Here is a 22746-nt window from a genome sequence, read left to right on the forward strand (position 1 = left end):
TCTCCCCACTTTGTTTATCGTTTGAATACCTGTATTTTAGTTTAAATATTTGACCGAGGATGAAACGATTGAAAAAAATAGGGCTGTGGTTGCTGGCATTACTAACTATTGTGCTGGTGGGTATTGCCCTGTTCGCCTACACCCTAAAACCGGCATACGAAGGAGAAAAGCAGCTAAGCGGACTAGCTGAGAAAGTCGATGTTTATTTCGATGCGTATGGCATACCGCATATCTACGCGAACAACGAAATGGATGCCATGCGTAGTTTAGGCTATGTGCACGCCCAGGACCGATTATGGCAAATGGAGGTCTTAAGACGAATAGGACGGGGAGGCTTATCGGAGGTATTCGGGAAGGATATGCTTGGAACCGATAAGTTTTTCCTTGCACTGGGTATCGACGACGCTTCTAAGGAAACAGTGGCTCAATTGGATGTAAATAGTACTTCGGTTCGGTTGTCCCAGGCCTATCTCGATGGTATCAATACATTTATAGAAGAGGGTCCGACACCAATAGAGTTTTATTTGACCGGATTGGACAAAGAGAAGTTTCAATTAAAAGACGTTTACAACATCATGGGTTACATGGCGTTCAGTTTTGCCATGGCACACAAGACCGACCCTTTTTTGACCAACATAAAGGAAACACTTGGGGAGGCGTATCTGAAGGATCTGGAAATCGATGTTGATCCCGAAACCGTTTGGATAAAAAACTATGAAAACGAACGTGCCGATACAATTCACTCGAATCTTACCGCATCGGTCATGCAGTCCCTCAAACAACTGTCGATTCCTTTGTTCGAAGGGAGTAATAGCTGGGTTTTGGGGCCTGAAAAAACAAAGGCGGGCAAGGTGATTTTTGCCAACGACCCGCACATAGGATTCTCTCAACCAGCAGTTTGGTACGAAGCCCATTTAAATACACCAACCTATGAAAAGTATGGCTATCACCTTGGTGGGGTGCCATTTCCTCTGTTGGGGCACGATAGAAGGTTGGCCTACGGACTCACCATGTTCGAAAACGATGACGTCGATTTTTATTTTGAAGAAAACCATCCTACCGATAGCACGAAATACAAATTGGGTAATGACTGGGTATCCTTTGAATACGTTGCCAAAAAAATTAAGGTGAAAGATGCGGAAGCAGTCGACTTCGTTTACAAGAAGTCGGTTCGTGGACCTGTTCTTAACGATATCGCGGTTCAGGTGAATGGGGAGCGACCTATTTCGATGTGGTGGGCGTACACCAATGGGGAGAATAGGGTGATGGATGCTGTTTATGGAATGTCCCATGCACGGAATATAGGCGAATTTGAAGAAGCACTTCCAATGATTCATGCACCAGGGCTCAACGTCATGTATGGGGATGCCGAAGGAAACGTGGCATGGTGGGCAACGGGCAAGCTCTATCACATTCCGGATAGCGTGCAGACCAAGTTTGTACAAAATGCCGATACCGGTTTTTCGGTCAAAAGGGAATACCTCGATTTTTCAAAGAATCCACGGGCCATAAATCCACCTTGGCACTATGTATATTCGGCCAATAACCAGCCCGATTCCATTGCGGGCATGTTGTACCCTGGGTATTATTTGCCCGAAAATAGGGCCAGACGAATCGTAGCATTGTTACGACCCAAAAATAATTGGGAGCTCGAATCGGTCGGTGAAATGATAACCGACGGGACCTCGGCGGTGAATCCGTCGGTATTGACCGACTTGGCAAAAAATATCGATATAAAGCAGTTATCGGGGAAACAGGTGAAACTATTAGATCGGATGAAGGCTTGGAAAGGTGACTATGGCTTGAAAAGTGTGGAAGCTACCGTTTATTCGAGATGGATTTATTTTTTTCTGAGGCTTACGTTTTTGGATGAATTGGGCAAAGATCGATTCGACCAGCTGCTTTCGACACATTTGCATAAACGATTGATTGCCCCGATGGCCGCCAATCCCGGTTCTATTTGGTGGGACGATGTCACCACCGAAGACAAGAAAGAGTCACAAAAAGACATCGTGCAAAAGGCCCTTGATGAAGTCTTGGCCTCCTTGGAAAAAGACTTCGGACCGGAAACCGATACTTGGATTTGGGAGAAGGTACACACGGTCGAGCATCCGCACCCGATAGGCCAAGTAGAACTGCTTCGTTCTTTTTTTAACGTTGGGCCTTTTCCGGTTCAGGGTACCCGTGAGGTCATTAACAACATGTATTTTGGCTACGATGGTGATGGATTTTATCAGGTAGGTTCCGGTCCTTCCACCAGGCGTGTCATCGATTTCTCCGATGTCGAAAATAGTATGAGCATACTCCCTACTGGACAATCTGGCAATCCTTTTAGCAATCATTATAGGGATCAAGCCGAAATGTTCGTCAAGGGCGATTTTCGAAAAATGATGATGAATGCAACAGAAATTCGTGACACGGCAGAATCGCTCTTGGTTTTTAAGCCTGTTTCTGACTAGCCCGCTCATTGTGAAATCGTTATAAAAACGTTATCTATTGTGGGATTTGTATTCAGTTGACGGTTGTATAATACAATTTTGTCAATTTTTTCATGACGCTGTGGAGTGGTATTTTTTTTACTTATCTTGAAGCTGATAGCTAATACCACTTTACCTTGAATGAACCATTACCACCTTCGTTTACTAAGCCTTTTCTGTTCCTTTTTCAAACTTCGTATTGTAAGTTAAGGGCGCTCTTGGTCTGTCTTTTTTTTTACGTTCAATTTGGCCTGTCCCAAGAGGCTATTCCTAAAATATCCCTTTCCTATGAGAATCGACCGGTGTCGGAGGTGCTGCAACTCATCGAAGAAGCGTCCGGGCTTCCATTTTATTATGTGGAGCAATGGCTTGGAGAAAAGACAATTTCAGGGAGCTTTGACAATGCATCGGTCCCTGTCATTCTGGAATCTATTTTCAAGGATACGCCCATCAATTTTTACGTGCTCGATGGTCAACGGGTAATCCTTACGAGAAATACCATTATTTACGATGAACTCCCAGGCGGATTTTTTGGTAGAAAGGATAGCATCGCGATGGTCGAAAGAACCGAAAAGAGGACCACCGTGGTCAATCCGGTTTTCTATAATGAAAATAGGACTTCGACTACAAGGAAACTGGAGACCGTACGCATTGGGAAGGCCGACCCGGACAACAGTGCCCAAAGTTTTCTTCTTCAGGGATATGTGCGAAACAAGAATACTGGTGAACCGCTTCAAGACTTGACGATTTTGGTAAAGGGGAGGGGGATCGGTGCGGTTACCGATGCCAACGGTTTTTACAGTATCCGACTGCCGGCGGGACAAAATGTTTTAAGAACTAGTTCAATGGGAATTCAAGGCTCCGAACGGGAAGTGGTTATTTACAACAATGGTACATTGGACTTTGAGTTGGAAGAAAGTCTGGAATTACTCGAAGAGGTTGTGGTGGAGGCAGATGCCGCCAAAAACGTGGAGGAAGCAACCACCGGTACCACACAGATAGTGTCCGAGGAATCGAAGAACATTCCTTTGGTGCTGGGAGAAAGGGATATCCTCAGGGTGGCCACTACCTTGCCTGGGATAACCACCGCAGGCGAAGGGGCAGCTGGTTACAATGTCCGAGGCGGAAAAACCGACCAAAATTTAATCCTATTGGATGATGCGGTCATTTACAATCCTTCACACTTTTTTGGAATTTTCCAAGCCCTGAACCCATACACCACAAAGGGGGTTGACATTTACAAAGGAAATATTCCGGCGGAATATGGAGGGCGTCTTTCGTCTGTTTTCGATATCGAAACAAAAGACGGTAATGTAGAGAAGTTTGCCGGAGAAGCCTCCATAGGGCCGGTAACAGCCAATATTGCTTTGGAAATTCCTTTAAAGAAAGAAAAGTCATCATTGGTAGTCGGCGGTCGGGGTGCCTATTCCGATTGGATTCTACGTTCGTTGGATGATGAACAATTGAGCAACAGTACCGCTTCTTTTTATGACGGAATCGTTAAGTTCAACAGCAACATCAATGAAAACAACGACATTAGGGCTACTGGTTACTACAGTCGGGACGCTTTCAGTATTACCTCCGATTCATTGTTCAACTATAGCAACCGTGGGTTTTCATTGCGATGGGACCACAAGTTCAATGAGAAAAATACGGGAAGCCTTATAGCGGCCAACAGCCAATACCGCTTCAATATCGATTTTGATGGCGAATCGAACAATGATTTTGGACTTGGTTATAAAATCGATGAGACCGAACTAAAACTCAAATTGAGGTATTTGCCCAACGATAAACACACGTTTACTTACGGCTTGGCGGCGAAATATTATGGCGTAGACCCCGGCAGTATAGAGCCCGAGGGGTCGAATTCGATTATACAACCTGTGGCTATCCCCAGGGAGTCGGCCATCGAATCGGCCGTATACCTTTCAGACGAATATCAAATCAGTGATAAATTGTTGTTCGATTTAGGGCTTCGCTATTCTTTTTTCGCATCCTTGGGCGCTACGGAAAAACGAACCTATGCCGACGGACTCCCCAGAAGCGAAGGCACCTTAATTGCTGCCGAGGCGGTCGACGGCGGCGATGTCATTGCAACCTATGGTGGACCCGAAATAAGGGCTTCGGCTAGGTATTTCTTAGGTCCCGACTTATCGGTAAAGGCAAGCTTTAACAGCGGCTATCAGTTTATCCATACGCTTTCAAACAATACCACCGTTTCCCCTATAGACACTTGGAAACTTTCGGATAACAATATCGAACCCCAAACGGGTAATCAGTATTCCCTGGGATTCTACAAGAATTTAAAGGAGAACGAATACGAAATTAGTTTGGAAGGCTATTACAAAACCTCCAAAAATGTATTGGATTTCAAGACCGGGGCGCAATTACTTTTGAATCAAACCATTGAGACCGAGGTGTTACAAGGCAACGGGAGGGCTTATGGAGTTGAGTTTTTGATTCGAAAAGACAAAGGGAAACTGAATGGTTGGTTGGGGTACACCTATAGCCGGTCGCTGATTCAGTTCGATAGTGAATTTAGCGAGGAACGCATCAATAATGGGGAGTTCTTTCCTTCCAACTTTGACAAGCCCCACGATATTAGCCTAGTTGCCAATTACAAGTTTACACGTAGGTATAGCCTTTCCGCGAATTTCGTATATCAGACGGGGCGGCCAGTGACCTATCCCATCGGCACCTATCAATTTAACAACTCCGAGTTTGTTTTCTACAGCAATCGCAATGAGTTTCGCATACCGGACTATTATCGCTTAGATCTAGGTATCAACATAGAGGGGAATCATCGAATCAAGAAGTTCGCCCATAGTTTTTGGACGATTTCCGTGTATAACGTGCTGGGCAGAAACAATCCCTATTCGGTCTTCTTCGTAACGGAAGAAGGGGAGGTAAAGGCATTGCAGAGTTCCATTTTCGCTATTCCAATTCCTTCCATTACATATAATTTTAAGTTTTAAGGCAGATGCTAGTGTTGAAAAGCAAGAAAACATACCTGTTATTTTTGCCGATAGTGGTTGGCTTCTTACTCGCTGGCTGTATCGAACCTTTCAATGCCACGACAGAAAAATTCGAGGATGTCTTGGTTGTCGATGCACTTTTGACCGACGAAATGAAGCGGCAAAAAGTGGTATTGCAAAGAGCCTTCCGTTTTGAGGAAACCGATCCCCAAGGAGAGACCAATGCGATTGTTAAGGTAGTCGATGGCAACGGAAACGCCTATGATTATGAGGAAACCGACCCCGGTGTCTATCTCTCTCAAACTGAATTTGCGGCCCAACAAAATGACTCCTACGAATTGGAGATCAACACTTTCGATGGACGCACGTATCGCTCGATTACTGTTGGAACGCCCAGACAAGTGCCAATCACCGATTTGACGGCGAAAAGAATGGTGGATGATTCGGGGGAAGAAGGTGTAGGTATTTTACTCGACAATGAGGCCAGTTCCTCCGAACCGACCTTTTTCCGCTACGAATACGACGAGACTTATAAGATTATTGCTCCAAGATGGGACCCTTTTGAATTCGAGATTGTCCATTATGTAGCCTGTGATACCATTCCCTATCAAGTTGATATAAAACCGCGTACCCAAGAGCAACGAGTTTGTTTTGGTAATGCAGCTTCCAGAAAGCTTATTCAGGTTACTACCACGGACCTCACAAAAAGCCAGGTCGATGATTTTCAGGTACATTTTTTGAACCGAGACAATTATATCATCTCACATCGTTACAGCATTGAAGTACGGCAGTATTCACAGACGCCCGACGCTTATTCCTTTTATCAGCGGCTCGACGATTTTTCGTCGTCGGACAACATATTTTCACAGGTACAACCTGGTTTTTTCCAGGGGAACGTTTTTTCTGTCGACGACGAAAATGAAAAGGTATTGGGTTTTTTTGAGGTGGCATCGGTTTCTTCCCAACGCCTTTATTTCAATTATGCAGACCTTTTTCCCGAGGAACCATTGCCACCGTATGCTATTAACTGTGAAACCCCAAGAAGTCCGCCACTTTACGGTAGGGCATATCATTGTTTGGACTATTTGGTCTGTGACGGCAATTGTGATTCGCCCCTCATCGAGGCTATCATAGCAGGTTTGATTACTTATGCCGGCGTAAATGAGAATCCCGGCATCGATATGGGTCCTTATTTCACATGGCCGAGCCCCTGCGGCGATTGTACAAAGCTTGGTAGTAATGTGGTACCGGATTTTTGGGCGGAGGAATGAAAAGGAATGCTATGAAAAAAGGAATTTTTTATGGATTAACGTTGGTTTTGTTCACGGGGTGTATCGAGCCGTTCGATGATCTGTCGGTGGAGGAGTCGGAGGCATCACTTGAAACCACTTTAGTCGTGGAGGCTTCCCTGAGCGATGAAATGAAAAGGCAGCGCATCTTGTTAAGTAGGCCGGCCCCACTTCAATTTATTGAACCCTTGGATAGCGTAACAAGCAATGGTTCGGTATTGCTTTCGACGCTTCCGCCGGTGATATACGAACGCAATGCCTCGGTAATCGTGGACGATGATCTTGGAAATCAGTATCGGTTTGTGGAAGAAGCCCCGGGAACCTACCTTTCGGAAACGGAGTTTGCCGTAGAGGTAGGGGTTGAATATACCCTTACTATTGAAACAACCTCGGGCAATCGCTATGTTTCCGAACCGGAAATGGTTCCCTCCGGTGAGTCGACAATCACCCGGCTCTACGCTGAAAAAACGGTTAACGAAGTTGGGGAGGAGGGAGTGGCTATTTTTTTAGACAATAGCAGTACCAATACCGAACCCGACTACTATCGTTTTGATTACGAGGAAACCTATAAGATTATCGCACCGAATTGGAACGCACTTGAATTTGCGTTGCGGGGAGACAGTTATCCCTTCGAAGTAATTACGGTTCCTAGGGAACAGGAAGAACGTGTTTGCTATGCGACCAGCGGCTCCGATCAGATAATATTGGGTAGCACCGTCAACCTTTCTGCCAATCGCATTGAACGATTCCCCCTTCGGTTTCTCCCAAAGGACGATTTCAAGATTGCGAATCGTTACAGTTTGCAGGTACGACAGTACAGTCAGTCTGTAAATGCCCAGGGCTACTTCGAGGCCTTGCGGGATTTCGCAAAGAACGAGAACATTTTTTCGCAGGTGCAGCCAGGATTCATTGAGGGTAACATCAGTGAAGAGTCGGGTATTTCGGGGCGGGTTATCGGGTATTTTGAGGTGGTATCGGTCGCTTCCGAAAGGTTGTTTTTTAATTTTGAGGATTTTTTTGAGAGGGAAGGAGAGGCCGCCTATCCTCTTAACTGTAGTTTTATAGGATCGCCTCCTTTGACCACCCCAGGAGGTACATTTCCCCTGTTAGATGGGGTTCAGGCAGACCTCATAGAATACGTCGGACCAAACGAGGGACAAGTATCCGACGGAGGACCTTTTTTGGTCACAGCAAAAGCTTGCGGTGATTGTACCGTGCTAGGTAGCAATGTGGTACCCGAATTTTGGATAGAGGAATAATATGAGAAAATACGTACTATTTATTTTAATTGGTATTTGTTGCCAGAATTGTATCGAACCCTTTAACGATATCCCTAGGGAAGTATCGGAAAGCGGTTTGGCCGGCACACTTGTGGTGGAAACCACCCTTACCAATGAATTAAAAAGACAACAGGTGGTACTAAGTCGTCCTGCCGATCTGGGCTTTGTAAACCCGCCTGACAGTGTTATTAATCCAGTGGCGGTGCTAAGCCCCATTAAACCACCGGTGGATTACGAACGTAACGCAGCGGTGACTGTCAGCGATGACCAAGGGAACGACTATTTATTTGAAGAAGATGCCCCGGGTATCTATCAATCACAAACGGCTTTTGCCGCGCAGGAGGGTATTTCGTATACCCTATCGATAGAAACGGATGATGGAGTTCGCTATTCCTCTACGCCTGAAAGCTTTCAAGGTTTGGCCACTATCGACTCGGTTTATGCAGTACGTGAGCAAAATGATTTTGGAGAGGAGGGTGTTTTTATTTTCTTGGACGGTAACAGCCCCGATACCAATGCCAATTACTATCGATATACCTACGAGGAGACGTTCAAGATTATTGCTCCTGAATGGCGCGTACAGGATTTTGAACTAACAAATTATGATCCCTGTGCATTGCCCGTAATTACCTTTGATCTTGAAATCATTTTTAGGGACAATGGGGAGGGGAGGGTCTGCTATCGTACCGATGCCTCCAATACCATTATCCAAAATAGTACCTTGGGCCTTCAGGAAAACACTATTCAGCGCTTTCCGGTACGTTTTCTAAGCCGCAATAATTATATCATCTCCCATCGGTACAGCGTTTTAGTAAGGCAATATTTGCAGTCTCAAGGAGCTTATGATTACTACCGTACCTTGGAAAGTTTTTCCTCGTCGGAAGATATCTTTTCCACCGTACAGCCTGGTTTTCTGGAAGGAAATATTCAATCCGTGGATGGAGAGGAAAATAGGGTCATCGGATATTTCGAAGTAGCCCCGGTTACAGAGAAACGAGTGTACTTTAATTATGACGATCTATTTCCCGGTGAGGCTTTACCGGAATACCCGGTTTCCTGCAATCCTACGGCCCCCCCCTTAGATCACGTGTCGTATTGTTTTACAGGATTAACCACGAATTCCTGTCCCTTCTCCATTGTAGAGTCGGTGAACCTTAACCTAATCAGTTATTATGATCTAAACACTGATGGAATCGGAGTCTGTCCAGGCCCTTATTTGGTAACCAATCGGGCCTGCGGCGATTGCACCGTGTTGGGCGACACCCCGGTACCTGTTTTTTGGGAAGAAGAATGATGAAAAAAACGATTGCATACATAGTATTATACGGTTCGGCCGTCGGTTGTGTGGAAACGTTCACAATTCCTCCGGAGGTATTGGAAGTCGTGCCGATCTTGGTGGTCGAGGCGACGGTAACCGATTCGCTTCAAAGGCAAAAAGTGATACTTAGTAGAACGGATGAGCTCGACAGTATCGTAAATATTGGTTCGAGATTCGAACCGAGTCTCAACGCCCCGTTCGCCTCGGCACAACGGAGAGCCATACGGTACGAACGTGATGCCACGGTGATGGTAATCGACCGTTCCAACAACGAATACCTTTTTGTGGAGGAAGAACCGGGAAAATATTATTCACAGGAGGCCTTCGCGGCGGAACAGGGTATGGCGTATCAATTACAAGTGACCACGGCCAATGGGGAAATGTATCGATCGGAATATGAGGAAGTTCGGGGTAAGTCCCAAATAGATGCCCTTTACGCCGATAGGATTACTTCCGATTTAGGCCAAGAGGGCATGGCTATTTATGTGGATAGCTCCGACCTGTTGAAAGAGACCGATTATTTTCGGTACGAATACGAGGAAACCTATAAGATTATTGCCCCGAATTGGACCGCCTTTGAGTTCAAGATCTTGAACGACGGCAGTGTTCCCGGGGAAGTTCCAGCAGTTGAATTGGTTCCCCGGCAGCAGGAAGAAAGGGTTTGTTACAACACAGAGGCTTCTTCCGACATCAAGTTATTGAATACCAATAGTCTGCAAAATCCTGTTTCTACAAGAAACCTGGTACGCTTTATCGACCGGTCAAATCCCATCATATCGCACCGATACAGTATTTTGGTAAGGCAATACACGACCTCTTTGGAAGCGTATAATTATTATGATAATTTACGACGATTCTCGGGTACCGAAAATGTTTTTAGCAATGTGCAACCGGGTTTTTTGGAAGGAAATCTGTCTTCGGCCAATGGTAATTTGATAATTGGATATTTTGACGTGGCAAGTATTGAGGAAAAAAGACTGTATTTTAATTATGAAGACTTTTTTCCTGGGGAACCTTTGCCGCCATATTTTACAGACATCAATTGTGAACGGGCCATAAGCCCCCCTTTGGGAGACCCCGAACGCGATGGTCCGCCATCTCCTTTTGGCCCATGCCCCGAACCTTTGATTCCACGAATCAAAACACAACGAATTGAATTTTTTGGATTTACCGGTAATCCTCCGGAAGTATGCCAAGGTCCCTATTTAGTCACCCCCACGGTATGCGGTGATTGCACCACATTGGGAAGTAATCAAGTCCCTGATTTTTGGATAGAATAAAACAAATAGTATGAATAAGAAAAATGTAATCCTCGCCTTATTAGCAGCTGCATCGTTTGTTACCGTTCGGGCACAATATGTCATTCGGAGCGAGAGCGAATTGGAATCCCTCAAAAAACTTCCGCTGGAGAAGATGTACCTCCATACAAATACCGCCCTTCTTTTTCCAGGGGAGTACCTTTACTATAGCCTCTACAATATCAATGCGGCGACCAATAAGTTGAGCAGCATTAGCCGAATGGGGTACGTAGAATTGGTAGGCGAGGATTTGCAGACCGTTTTCAAACAAAAAGTTCGGCTTAAAGGCGGTAGGGGGCAAGGAGATTTCTTTATTCCCGTTTCGGTACCCTCCGGTAACTATAAGTTGATCGGGTATACACAATGGATGAAAAATGCAGGACTTGATCAGGTATTCCAACAAGATATCGCCATTGTTAATCCATATCGAACGGATCAGCAACGTGTCTTGACCGGAGAGGCAGTCGATTCGATATCCACTTCAGAAGAAACCAGCCTGGGCGAAGATCGTTCCATTCTTTTGCTGACCGACCGGGATGCCTATGGAAAAAGGGAAATGGTTAGCTTGACGCCTAGAAATTTCCGTGGTCCCTTGGGATATGGTGATTACTCCATCAGCGTGCGTCGTAAGGGTTCCTTGAACGCGAAAAACGCCATGAGAGCACGGGAATTTGGAACAAAGTACTTACAGGTAACGAAAACGTTGCCGAAAACCGTCAACGATTCCATCTTTTTGCCGGAACAGCGGGGGGAACTATTTTTTGGTACGGTAGTAGATTCCAACAATCAGCCTGTGCAGGACGAGACCGTCATACTATCCATACCCGGTGATGACTTTCAGCTAAAATCGGCAGTCACCGATCGAAACGGGAATTTTTATGCTTACATCTATAAACCTTACGATGCATCGAAACTCCTGGCCCAAACCCTGGACGGAGGTCGTGAAGACCAGCGTATAATCCTCAAAAGGAAGCCTTCCATGAACTATGAAGGCTTGCAATTTGGCGATTTCACCATTGACCGAAAGGATGAAAAAGCCATTCTAGACCGTAGCGTTTACAACCAAATCGAGAATGCGTACTACAGCGTGAAGCCCGACTCTATATTGGCGATCAACGAAAAAGATCCTTACGATGGCGGAACCCCGGACGTCATCTATTTGGATGAGTATACCCGCTTTCCCACCCTGAGGGAGACCTTGATCGAAGTGGTGCCCAACTTATGGGTGCGAAAGTTGGATGATGGTTCTTATAGCTTCTGGGTACGGGAAGAGCAAGAACGTTATGAGAAAGACTTCGAATCAGATCCACCACTGGTGTTGGTCGATGGTATCTTCGTTCCCAATCATAATAGTTTGTTGGAGTTCAATGCGCGTTTGATCGAAAAAATAAGTATCCTAAGAGATCCGTTGGTCCTTGGGTCTAAAAAATATCTGGGCATGGTCGTTATCGAAACCTATGAGGGCGATTATCTGGAGCGCATGGGAACCTCGAAAATGGCGCAATATGACTTAAATTTACCGGCTTTGGAGAAGAATTATTTTTTTCAGTCCTATGCCCCGGAAACGAGTGGGGAATACCAGCGAATTCCGGATTTTAGATATCAGTTGTTTTGGATGCCCCAGTTCGAAATCGGCAAGGATACGGCTGAACAGTCGTTCGAGTTTTATACCTCTGACGTGCCCGGGGAATATGAGATCGTCTTGGAAGGATTCACTACCTATGGCAAACCGATTTCTACCCTAACGACGATAACTGTCGACTAATCTTACAATAAAATACGTCGAATTATTTTTCCTATAGGAGTAAAAAGGACTACATTTAGTGGTAAATACCAGCCATGCTTACAAAAGTTTTTGGAAGTGCGGTATTCGGTGTCGAAGCAACCACCATTACCGTTGAAGTGAATGTAGATATCGGGGTAGGGTACCATCTAGTAGGCCTTCCGGACAATGCCATCAAGGAAAGTAATTACCGCATCGCGGCTGCCTTAAAGAATAATGGGTATAAGATTCCCGGAAAGAAAATCACCCTAAACTTAGCCCCGGCCGATTTACGCAAGGAAGGTTCCGCCTATGATCTTACCCTGGCGATGGGCATTTTAACAGCCTCGGATCAAATTAGGGCCGAACACCTCGAACAATTCATCATCATGGGCGAGCTTTCGTTGGATGGAAGCCTTCAACCCATAAAAGGGGCCCTCCCAATTGCGATTAAGGCAAAGGAAGAGGGTTTCAAAGGTTTTATACTTCCCAATGATAATGCGAAGGAAGCGGCCATCGTAGACGGACTCGAAGTGTACGGCGTCGACAATATTGCCGAGGTGATTGCTTATTTCGACAAGAACGAGCCTCTCGAACGCACTGTGGTCGACATTCAAGAGGAATTCTACAAAAATTTGGACTTTCCGGAGTTCGATTTTTCCGATGTCAAGGGGCAGGAAAGCATCAAACGCTGTATGGAAATTGCGGCGGCAGGCGGGCATAATATTATTTTAATTGGTCCGCCCGGGGCCGGAAAGACCATGCTGGCCAAACGATTGCCCTCTATCTTGCCGCCCATGACGATGAGCGAGGCCTTGGAGACCACCAAAATACATAGCGTGGTAGGTAAAATCAAGAATATGGGTTTAATGAGCCAACGTCCGTTTCGGAGCCCTCACCATACCATTAGTGATGTGGCACTGGTCGGGGGAGGTGCTTACCCGCAACCGGGCGAGATTTCCCTGTCGCATAACGGGGTTTTGTTTTTGGACGAGTTACCAGAATTCAAAAGAGGGGTACTGGAAGTCATGCGCCAACCCTTGGAAGACCGGGAGGTCACTATTTCGAGGGCGAGGTTCACGGTAACCTACCCCAGCAGTTTTATGTTGGTCGCCAGTATGAATCCCAGTCCCGGCGGGTATTTCAACGACCCCGATGCCCCCGTAACCTCTTCTCCGGCCGAGATGCAGCGCTATTTGAGCAAGATTTCGGGACCACTTTTAGACCGTATCGACATTCACATCGAAGTAACGCCCGTACCTTTTGAAAAATTATCGGAAGACCGAAAAGGGGAGGGGAGTGTTGAAATTCGGAAAAGAGTAACCAGCGCCCGGGAAATCCAATCACGACGTTTTGAGGGCTTGGAGAATGTACACTATAACGCTCAAATGAATACGAAGCAGATCCGGGAGTTCTGCCAATTGGACAAGGCATCCAAGACTATGCTTAAAAATGCCATGGAACGCCTGAACCTTTCGGCCCGCGCCTACGACCGCATCCTCAAAGTGGCACGGACTATTGCCGACCTCGAACGTTCGGAAGCCGTACACGGGAATCACATTGGGGAGGCCATTCAGTATCGGTCGTTAGACAGAGAGGGATGGTTGGGGTAGAAGGGAAGTAGGAAGAACGACAATAGAAAATCGAAGTTTGAGAGGTGGAAATACAAAATTTATCCTTGACGACGATTAGGAGCGTGCATGTCAACCCTATTTTGTAAGTAAAGTATTCGGGAATAAGCCCAAAATAAAACAACTTCATAGCTGCTTAAATCCCATTATTCCTTATTTTAGAGGTGAAAAAGTGACCGTCCACCGGCTACTACAAATTTTCTGGAGTGAACAACTACGACTAAATATGTATCGAAATGCGCCGCTCTGTAACTGTTTTTGCCATTTATGCTTGGAAAGACAAAGATGCCGTAGGCCGACTAATACATCGTTTAAAGCCTTTGGGAGGCAAAGTTGACCTGACCATTTGGCAAGAGGATCCCATTTATCCCGAACAAGCATGGGCGCCCCGAATACCCTCCCGCATACAGAAAGCCGAGGTATTTCTTTTCTTGTTGAGCAACGCCTTTATGTATTCGGAATTCATTAATCAAAACGAATTCAAAGCGATCATCGATCGGTATAAGGAGGGGTCCGCAACGGTAATCCCCGTGCTTCTCGAGGAGTGTCCCTGGAATACCGATTTTAAATCGGATGACTACGATTTTAATTTTAACGAATTACAGGTTTTACCAGAGGAAAGGAAACCTATCAAGAGTTGGGGTTCCGAGGAGGAAGCCTATGTGAATATCGCATCCCATTTAGAACGGACCATACTTTCATTTAGTGGGGTAGCGGACCCCGAGCCATCCAACCAAGACCAGAAAGAGCATATCGAGGATGATTTCACGGCGGATCGGTTGGCGATCCCATTTTCTGAAGAAGAAGCCGAAGCCAAGCGCATCGCAGGCGAGGAGCAAAGATCACAGGAGGAGGTTGAGACCGCGAGAAGGGCCAAGGAGCGGAAACGATTGAAGGAAGAAGCGGAATCCAAAAGAAAGAACGAGGAGGAAAAGAGGCGTCGTATAGAAGCGGAGAATTTGGAAAAGATCGAGAAAGAGAATCGACTAAGGGATGAGGCAGAGGCGAAGCGAAAGGCCGAAGAGGCAAGACAAAGCCATGAAAGTGCAACTAAAAAAGGAGTAAAGCAAGAATATCGTCACAGCGATAAGGAGGCAATTCATGCACCATTTGCTGATGGGAATACAGCAAAAATTAAAAAATCCCGGAAGAAAACGAACATAAAAAAAGGAGTTTTCGCAGTATTATTTATAGCATTGGTCGCGTTGACGGCACTATTCTTTTTTTCACTGTTCAATACAGGTCCGGAATTAAAATCAAGTCCATTGCCCGTAAACGACAGTTTGGCCGTACCCAACGACAGAAAACCCAAAATCGATTTACCGGAAGAGAAAGCACCTATTTTGAAATTGGCCATAGGGGATACCTATGGGGGAGGTATTGTTTTTTCATTTGATGAGGCCTCGGCTACCGGCAAAATAGCCCATTTAAATGATGCGGGACCTATGCCTTGGAAGAATGCCATGAATATCCATGAGCAATTGGGTCAGGGGTGGCGGCTACCTACTTTTGATGAATTGCGATTGATGTACCGGACGATTGGTCAAGGTGCCGACAACAGCGGTCAGTTTGCCGATGCGCTGTATTGGAGCGCCACTCCCTACGAAACCTATCAAGCCCGGCTATTACGGTTTCGCGACGGTAATACATCCTATCATTACAACAAGGAGGTGGAACATCGGAAATTTTTGGTTCGGGCCATAAAGGATTTTTAGCCATAATTCCGTAAGGTTGTGCTTTTGGCATTTTTGGTGTGGATTACCGTACATAGATTACACTTTCTCGACCAATCGCTTAAAATTCCCCATTACTTTAGGGAGTACTTTTTTAAATCCACCACCCAAAAGAAGGCCATATAGTCTTTTTAAAGGCCCGGTAAACCGAATGTCGTCGGTGAAATAGGTCATTAGTTCCTTCGATTCCAGGGTCCGGCGAATGACCAGATGGCCAAGCGGCATCTCGGTGTTAAATGCGTAGGATTGAAAGGGCACCAATTCTGAGATGAAAAAGTCGAGTTCCGGCCCTTTTTTTGGAGTCAGTTTTCCTTTTGTGCCGAGCTCAAAATCACCTAACAGTTTAGCGGATTTCAGCTCGGTATCCCAGTTCGTCCATTTTGTGACATCGGTGAGATACTCCCATGTTTTTTCCAGGGAGCTATCTATTTCGATCGTATAACTGAAGTGGTGCTTGGTCTGTTGAAGGTTTTTTGACATGGTTCAATTTTTACCAAATTTCGATACTTCTAACCAAGTATCGGTTACCTTATGGTAAATTCACCACTTCAGCTTTTTGAATCACCTTTAAAAGTCATCCAACCTTGGAATACTCCAGCTCCCGCAACTTGTTCAATGCTTCGGATTTCGAGTTTACATCGAGCTTCAAATAAATATTTTGTATATGAAAATTGACCGCACTGGCCGTTACAAAAAGCTTTTCCGCAATGGTTTTATAAGTGGCGCCTTGTGACAGGTATTCAATCACCTGATTTTCCCTCTCGGAAAGAAAGTCATACGATTTTCGCTGGAACATCGAGATAACCTTCTTGGCGATGTCATTGCTAATGGTGGCGCCCTCGCATTTGATAGAGTCCAGCGCATTGTAAAGGGTCCGCTCATCCACTGGTTTGGTCAAATAGCCATTGGCACTCTTTTTAAAAGCGGTCTTGACAAGCTCAAAATCGTTTTGGGCACTCAGCATAATGATTTTCACATGCGGGTCTTTGTTTCTCAAATGCTCGATGCCTTCAATACCGCATTCGTCCTGTAGTGCGACTTCCGAAAAAATGATATCGGGGGCTACTTTCTCGAAATCGGTTAAAGCCTCCTTTATCGATACGTAGATGCCGGTCAATACATATTCCAAATACATATCAAAATAGGTTCGGTAAGCTTGGTGCAATGATCGATCATTATCGATGACTATAATCCTTAGGGTATTCGTAATCATGCTACTTGGTTTTGCCGCATGACCGTAAGCTGCCGTTGGCAGGCCGGAACATGCGATAGTGGGTTTGGTGAACTTTGGGCGATACAAGATTGCTTGGGTAACAACTTGTTAACACTAAGACGCAGGAAGAATTACCCGATTGCCATACGCAATCGTGGGAGGTGTTCCGCTACCGAAAAGACATGGGTTGGGCCCTAGCACTAGGAATTCTTGGGTTCCTGATACCAGCGACTATTCCGTCGGTACAGTTTCTATTCTATGTTACGCTTAATGGGGTCTCTTTACTCTGAGCGCTTCCAAGGCTATTGCTCAAAGTAGGCATGCGGATTGCATCTAAGCACCAAACTCTTTTCGGTGAAGGCAGAAATTCCAAGGTTGGATGCGGAATTTTTGCAGGTGCTGTTTTCTTGGATTTGTTGTAAGTAAGTATACGTTTTCATGTAGTGGGGGGATTTGGGGTTTCACAATTTGGTTACATGCTGTTAGTGATTTCAAACATAGAAAAATTTTAAAGTAGCCTACATTTTGTTGTGGTATTTTCGTTCAACTGCAGTCAATTGTTAAATTTTTGTGTTCTTCATCGAGGTTTGGAGAAGGGCTATTCATGGGTTTTAAGTATCCACCTGAAAACAAAAACATAAAAAAACCTTCCCGACAGCGCGGAAAGGTTCTTTCAAATAGAAAATAGCGGGGGCATGTCCCCGCTATTTTTTCCCGGCTCCAAGTAAACCGGGACCCACTAACCCAAAATTAAGCTGTCGATATTCTAATTTTTTTGCTTCAAGGTTCTCCTATTATCTTCTATGTGTAAGAAATGATTTTCTTGCAATAGAAGTCCTTTGGCTTTTAATCGAGATACATATTGTCTACGATGGCCGAGTTATCGGCAACTTCCATAATCCATTTTTCATCCTGGTATTTGCCGTCCAGATTGGATACATAGGCATCCTTTGCCTCTTCCTTATAGTTGAAGTCCGCCAGATATACGTAGTACAATCCATTTTCCTTGTTATAGAATTGCCTGGCATCCAACCCCTGCTTCTTGAGATCGTTCATAAATAGGGTTAAATACTTTTTATTACTATAAACATTTACGATTACATAATAACCGGACTGCACGCCCATTAGGGCTGCCTGATCCATCATCTTGATAGGTAGGTCTTTATAGTCCGGATGTTCAATAGTATTCAAGCCATCAATGTTAGCTATCTCCGTGGTTGCTGTTGTTGGTACTTTAACCATTGGCTTTTTTGTTGCTTCATTTTCCCCCTTACCGTCGGTTTCTACTTTAGGCAGTGTGGCTCCTAACACTTGGTTGGTGCGTGTTACTCTTTGAATTTCCTGTTCAACCCGTGCTTTTTGGATGGCTGTCAGCACCCCTGTGCTTTTAACAGTGACAGGTGCCTGGCTCGTTGTTTCCACTTTCGGAAGCCTAGCTCCAAGTGCTTCGTTTGTACGTGTAATCTTTTGGATTTCCTCATCTGCGCGCGCTTTTTGGATATCAGTAAGTACTCCTATCTTTTTAACCGGCTCAGCTGCCGCGATGTCGGTTCTTTTACGAGACGCTTTTTTGCTGGCTGGTGTCTGTTCCGTTTGTGCAATCGCGATATTTCTTTGGGTTCCCATACTATTTTGCGGTTGGATACCCATATTTTGTTTGAGATCGTTTCGCAAAAGGGTGAACATGGTCTCGAATCGCTTTTCGAAAGCTGCGGCACGGGCCTGTTCTATAGAATCCTGTCTTAATATCAATTCATCCAGTATCAGTCTATTTTCGTAGGCCAAGGAATAGGTATCCGCCTCTTGGACCTCCCTTTTTGCCCCTTTTCGTTCCGAACGTTTTTTGGTGGAACGTTTGATGGGCCTCTCTAGTTTACTTTCAGGAATTTTTCCGTTTTCAAGGTTTGCGACCAGTTCTTTTTTATCTGCCATTAGCTGTAAAATCTGCTCTTCGTAGTTTCGGATGATTTGATTTACCTTCGCATCTTCCGAGGTAGATGCATAGGCGCCCGGGCTGTTGTTGTCCTTGAAAGTATATGCTAGGGATACTTCATGGTTCCAGCCGAGATTGGCATCCTCCTGGGCAATGTCTTTTTCCAACAAATACCCTAATGACATTTTTTTACTTAGATTAAACCCTAAGCCCATTGACAGCCCGTAGGTTTCATCATATGTGGTCTGAAGCCAACCATAATTAGGCAAATCGAGCAACAGCGAGCCCACGTAGTCCAAACTGCCATCTTGGTTTTTGCCTAGCTGCACGAGAGGCATTAATCGGGCATCTTCAAACAAGCCTCTTGATGCCATAAAAGGGTGATTGTATTGGAGGGTAGCTTTCATATTTTGCACATTGAGACCTGTTAAAAAGTCATTGGTCGTCTGATTGTACTGAAACATATCCTCGGCGTATAAACCGAAATCGAATTTTCCGATGGACAGGGTGATCCCTGGTTGAATGGCCAGCTTACTTTCTTTACGTGATTCCGAAATTTTTAAATCTTCCTCGGTCGCTACCACACGATTTTTGTCCAAGCCTTCGTTGAAATAGGTGATATTCGTACCAAAGGCCAATTTGCTTTTGGCACCCAATTGAATCGACTTGGCATAGTTGGCATTGAATCCAAACTCTTGTACTACTCCCGACCACTGACTGTAAACGCTGACACCAAGGGCGGTATGGTCGTTTATCTTATTGCTAAAACCCAGAAAATAGTTCTGGCTGTTATCTTCAAAAGCGGCATACTGGTTTCGATGTAAAATGTTGATATAAGACTTGTTTTCCCGTACTAGGGAAAATGTCGGGTTTATCAAGAATCGATTAAAAAACAATTGGTTGTGATAGGTGTTTTTTGAATCTAAGTTTGTATTAAGCTCTTGGGCATTCATGGTTAGTTTACCAAGGAACAGAACAAGAACGAGTAACAAGCCTACTTTATTGGGGATAGTGAAATTGCAGCTCATCTTAGTAAATTTTAATTTTAGGGCTATCGCATAAGGTCCGATAGAAACCAAGGGCACTCATAACAGTTCCCGTAAGGATACATGCCTTCCTTGTTGGGACCGCTTAACATTTGTCGAGAGATTACGGTGTACCATCACTCGACGTTTTTCTTGGGATTGATTATTCAAAGCACAGGAAAAGGTTCTTTGCTGCTGCTACGACCATTTGGGTTGGTGGTAGCAGTTGCATGATGTCCTTTTATTCATCTTCGAATAGGGTAGAGGAGTAGTCGATTTTTTGTTCGTCGTTTAGTGCCTCCAGCACGTCGTACTCCCTCTTTTGAAGCGTGGTATGCCGCTTGTTTTTTAACGAGAAGGCTACCCGGTGAACAGAGTTCTTATCCCTGCCACGGTTTGATAGTACATAGCCCATACCTCCACCTTTTTGCAGGGAGATGGAAAAATCGTCATCCTCACTATTAATATCGCTTCCAAGGTTGGCCGACCATACGACACTCTTATGGCCTACCTCTGCCATATATACATCGAGGCCACCGAACCCTTTGCGCCCTTCCGAGGCAAAGAACAGCGTATTCCCGGCGGCAAGCTTTGGATATAGGTCGTTCTTTTTGGTGTTGACCTTTTGTCCTAGATTTTTTGCTCTTCCGACCCTGCCATCCTTTCCGATAGTTGAAACGTAGATGTCAAACTCCCCGAATGTTCCCGGCATGTTGGAGGCGAAAAACAGACGTCTTCCGTCTTCCGAAACAGCTGGATGCATCGCAGAGGCATATTTAGGGCATACCGGTACCTCTTTCACATTTTGCCATTGCCCATTGATCTTTTCAGCGCGGTATATTTTATGAACCAATTCCTTTTTGGAAAATATCCCATAGGCCGGCTTTTGGTAGATCGCTTTGCTGAAATAGGCAATATTGCCATCCGCTGTCATCGCAAGGGGCGCTTGGTAGCCACCTTTCGTGTTGGGGTTTTCCCCCACAAGCGATTCATAGGCCCGCTGCATTGATAGCGCGTTTCCGGTAAGTAATTCACCGTTCGATTGAATCTTGAAATCCTTGAATTTACTGGTCTTCTTTTTGACTTGATAGTCGGATCTGACATCGGCCAACCAGTCCTTTTGGTTTGCATCAAGGGAAGCTTGTCCGCCGCCCTTTTTCATCAAAGCATGTTCGTATCGGTCCTGATAACGGCCGCTCAAGGTCTTACTTTGGCTCACCTCTTTTAACTTATCATACCAAAACAAGGCGGCCTCATACTTTGCGGCCAGAAAGTTGGCATTTCCGAGATCTTGATAAATCTCTTTGTTCGTAAGCCCCAACTTTTTAAGTTCGAGATAATTGTTTAACTGTTTGTCGGTGTCATTGCCAACGAAACGGTCATTGTTCAAATTCGCCGTTGTCTGGGCAGACAGCGAATAGCTGAATAATGTTATTGCACATGCACAAATAACATTGTAGGTTAGTATACTTTTCATAGGGGAAAGATTTTTATTATCGAAGGTATGGGACTCTCCTTTTACACTTTGATCAAGGAACCGAACTTTAGTGGCTTTTTTCATCATACTATCGATAAAGGGTTAATAATCTTCGACAAAGTACACGAAAAGCGCGCAATCGTTACTTAATAAAAATTCATAGGTTTTTCACAAAAGGAAGCCCTTTTTTGTTAAAATCACCTGTCAAAATGAATGTTTTTTGAGGAGAGAAAAATGCTGTATGGCCTTAAACTATTGGGATAACAGCGTTTTGAGAACTAGTACCGGAAACATGGATGGCTGAACGGGTACTTTTTAGCCGATTTTGTTCGTTTCTTTTGCGAACCTAGTATTTTTTCATTTCTTAATCAACCTATTTCCTGAAATAAAATTTCAGTTTAGGCCCTTGGGGTATCCTATCTTACTCCTTTACATTGATCAACACCGCTTCACAGCTCTTCAGGTCGGAATTCAGTACGATATTTTCCGACGCGTCACCATCAACAATTTCGATTGAAACCGTGTTTGGGGGATACTTGCCAAGGTTGTGGGCATACAGAAACAAGTCGTTTGGTCGGGTAGGGTCCAATTTTATTTCAAATCCTTTTTTATGGTAGTCAAGGAAATATTTGTAGACAACGGCTTCCCCGTTTAGGTAGATTGAAACAATGTCATCATCTTTTCTACCGTGGTCCCAAATGTTTATTTGAATGGTTTCGCTGGAAACTTCCAATTTCTCCACATATGAAATGTCTCGCCCATCAAACGTATGCCGTATGGCATTTTTTTCAACAACTTTGCTTTCTACAGGTCTTGGCTTTCTGGAAAGGCCTTTGATCGTGAAAAAAGAAGTGGCAAACTTTGCGATACTTTTGGTGTCATTTGGAAATAGTTCAATCCCCATGACCCGGTAATTATTGCCCGTCTGAAGACTTTTATTTAGTTGTATGCCGTCTGCAAACCTTTTGTTCTCAAAGATTCCCAACTCCTGCACGACCATATCATCCTTGACCAAATAGAATTTGATGGTTTTATCGACGGGGATATTCTTCGTGTCCCAGACTATTTCCACTGGGTCGGAAACATTCCATATAGTATTGCTATTGGGAGAACTAATTTTGATGGCCGTGGGGGATGGACTTTGAAATTCCGTAGGTTGATGTAGTGGTGTCCCAAGAAAAAAATAGGGAACGTTGTTGGCATTTAAACGGTTTGCGGTTCCTGTTAAGAAAATAGCCAATAACCATACAATACCTTGTATACTTAATTTCACTTGGCAATGAAAAACTGCTTTCATAATCCTTAAAGTAGGCCTATCGGTATGCTATTACGGGT

The 22746-nt window shown here is 44.8% G+C and carries 14 protein-coding genes; 9 read left to right on the forward strand and 5 right to left on the reverse strand.

The genetic code is table 11. The features are described from left to right. Nucleotides 1-59: 59 nt before the first annotated feature. From FK220_RS10760 to FK220_RS10800, 9 genes are all read left to right on the forward strand, one after another. Nucleotides 60-2459: a penicillin acylase family protein gene (locus FK220_RS10760; protein WP_152574336.1), complete on the forward strand. Its 2400-nt coding sequence runs from the start codon at nt 60-62 to the stop codon at nt 2457-2459. Nucleotides 2460-2614: 155 nt separating this feature from the next. Further along, nucleotides 2615-5452, forward strand: coding sequence for a TonB-dependent receptor (locus FK220_RS10765; protein ID WP_238718991.1), 2838 nt, complete (start codon nt 2615-2617; stop codon nt 5450-5452). A 5-nt stretch (nt 5453-5457) separates the two neighbouring features. After that, nucleotides 5458-6723, forward strand: a complete 1266-nt coding sequence (locus tag FK220_RS10770) for a DUF4249 domain-containing protein (protein WP_152574337.1) — start codon at nt 5458-5460, stop codon at nt 6721-6723. Between the two features lie 11 nt (nt 6724-6734). Then, complete coding sequence (locus FK220_RS10775) at nt 6735-8000, forward strand: DUF4249 domain-containing protein (RefSeq protein WP_166204868.1); 1266 nt, start codon at nt 6735-6737, stop codon at nt 7998-8000. Nucleotide 8001: 1 nt separating this feature from the next. After that, complete coding sequence (locus FK220_RS10780) at nt 8002-9315, forward strand: DUF4249 domain-containing protein (protein ID WP_152574339.1); 1314 nt, start codon at nt 8002-8004, stop codon at nt 9313-9315. After that, a complete protein-coding gene (locus tag FK220_RS10785; protein WP_152574340.1) occupies nt 9312-10619 on the forward strand; it encodes a DUF4249 domain-containing protein in 1308 nt (435 codons plus the stop codon). The genes FK220_RS10780 and FK220_RS10785 overlap by 4 nt, the downstream gene beginning before the upstream one ends. A 10-nt stretch (nt 10620-10629) precedes the next feature. Then, complete coding sequence (locus FK220_RS10790) at nt 10630-12402, forward strand: Ig-like domain-containing protein (protein ID WP_152574341.1); 1773 nt, start codon at nt 10630-10632, stop codon at nt 12400-12402. Nucleotides 12403-12476: 74 nt separating this feature from the next. Beyond that, nucleotides 12477-14012: a YifB family Mg chelatase-like AAA ATPase gene (locus FK220_RS10795; protein WP_152574342.1), complete on the forward strand. Its 1536-nt coding sequence runs from the start codon at nt 12477-12479 to the stop codon at nt 14010-14012. Between the two features lie 254 nt (nt 14013-14266). Continuing rightward, entirely contained in the window at nt 14267-15745 is a 1479-nt protein-coding gene (locus tag FK220_RS10800) for a TIR domain-containing protein (RefSeq protein ID WP_152574343.1), read from the forward strand. Between the two features lie 57 nt (nt 15746-15802). On the opposite strand, the gene FK220_RS10805 is transcribed toward FK220_RS10800, so the two are convergent. The 5 genes from FK220_RS10805 to FK220_RS10825 form a co-directional block, all read right to left on the reverse strand. Further along, nucleotides 15803-16243: an SRPBCC family protein gene (locus FK220_RS10805; RefSeq protein WP_152574344.1), complete on the reverse strand. Its 441-nt coding sequence runs from the start codon at nt 16241-16243 to the stop codon at nt 15803-15805. Between the two features lie 94 nt (nt 16244-16337). Then, nucleotides 16338-16976 (reverse strand): response regulator transcription factor, encoded by a 639-nt coding sequence (locus FK220_RS10810; protein WP_152574345.1) that lies wholly within the window; start codon nt 16974-16976, stop codon nt 16338-16340. 846 nt (nt 16977-17822) lie between these two features. Next, nucleotides 17823-19937: a PorP/SprF family type IX secretion system membrane protein gene (locus tag FK220_RS10815; protein WP_152574346.1), complete on the reverse strand. Its 2115-nt coding sequence runs from the start codon at nt 19935-19937 to the stop codon at nt 17823-17825. Nucleotides 19938-20175: 238 nt separating this feature from the next. Next, nucleotides 20176-21411, reverse strand: coding sequence for a TolB-like translocation protein (locus tag FK220_RS10820; protein ID WP_152574347.1), 1236 nt, complete (start codon nt 21409-21411; stop codon nt 20176-20178). A 421-nt stretch (nt 21412-21832) separates the two neighbouring features. Next, nucleotides 21833-22708, reverse strand: a complete 876-nt coding sequence (locus FK220_RS10825; RefSeq protein WP_152574348.1) for a hypothetical protein — start codon at nt 22706-22708, stop codon at nt 21833-21835. Between the last annotated feature and the right edge of the window lie 38 nt (nt 22709-22746).

Origin of the sequence: Pelagihabitans pacificus (assembly GCF_009371985.2) — a bacterium.
GTDB lineage: Bacteria > Bacteroidota > Bacteroidia > Flavobacteriales > Flavobacteriaceae > Pelagihabitans > Pelagihabitans pacificus.

Excerpts from the sequence above, each read along its gene's own strand:
- FK220_RS10795 (WP_152574342.1), top strand. The coding sequence starts at position 12,477 with ATGCTTACAAAAGTTTTTGGAAGTGCGGTATTCGGTGTCGAAGCAACC.
- FK220_RS10785 (WP_152574340.1), top strand. The coding sequence starts at position 9,312 with ATGATGAAAAAAACGATTGCATACATAGTATTATACGGTTCGGCCGTC.
- FK220_RS10815 (WP_152574346.1), bottom strand. The coding sequence starts at position 19,937 with ATGAGCTGCAATTTCACTATCCCCAATAAAGTAGGCTTGTTACTCGTT.
- FK220_RS10775 (WP_166204868.1), top strand. The coding sequence starts at position 6,735 with ATGAAAAAAGGAATTTTTTATGGATTAACGTTGGTTTTGTTCACGGGG.
- FK220_RS10770 (WP_152574337.1), top strand. The coding sequence starts at position 5,458 with ATGCTAGTGTTGAAAAGCAAGAAAACATACCTGTTATTTTTGCCGATA.
- FK220_RS10825 (WP_152574348.1), bottom strand. The coding sequence starts at position 22,708 with ATGAAAGCAGTTTTTCATTGCCAAGTGAAATTAAGTATACAAGGTATT.
- FK220_RS10800 (WP_152574343.1), top strand. The coding sequence starts at position 14,267 with ATGCGCCGCTCTGTAACTGTTTTTGCCATTTATGCTTGGAAAGACAAA.
- FK220_RS10780 (WP_152574339.1), top strand. The coding sequence starts at position 8,002 with ATGAGAAAATACGTACTATTTATTTTAATTGGTATTTGTTGCCAGAAT.
- FK220_RS10810 (WP_152574345.1), bottom strand. The coding sequence starts at position 16,976 with ATGATTACGAATACCCTAAGGATTATAGTCATCGATAATGATCGATCA.
- FK220_RS10805 (WP_152574344.1), bottom strand. The coding sequence starts at position 16,243 with ATGTCAAAAAACCTTCAACAGACCAAGCACCACTTCAGTTATACGATC.
- FK220_RS10790 (WP_152574341.1), top strand. The coding sequence starts at position 10,630 with ATGAATAAGAAAAATGTAATCCTCGCCTTATTAGCAGCTGCATCGTTT.
- FK220_RS10760 (WP_152574336.1), top strand. The coding sequence starts at position 60 with ATGAAACGATTGAAAAAAATAGGGCTGTGGTTGCTGGCATTACTAACT.
- FK220_RS10820 (WP_152574347.1), bottom strand. The coding sequence starts at position 21,411 with ATGAAAAGTATACTAACCTACAATGTTATTTGTGCATGTGCAATAACA.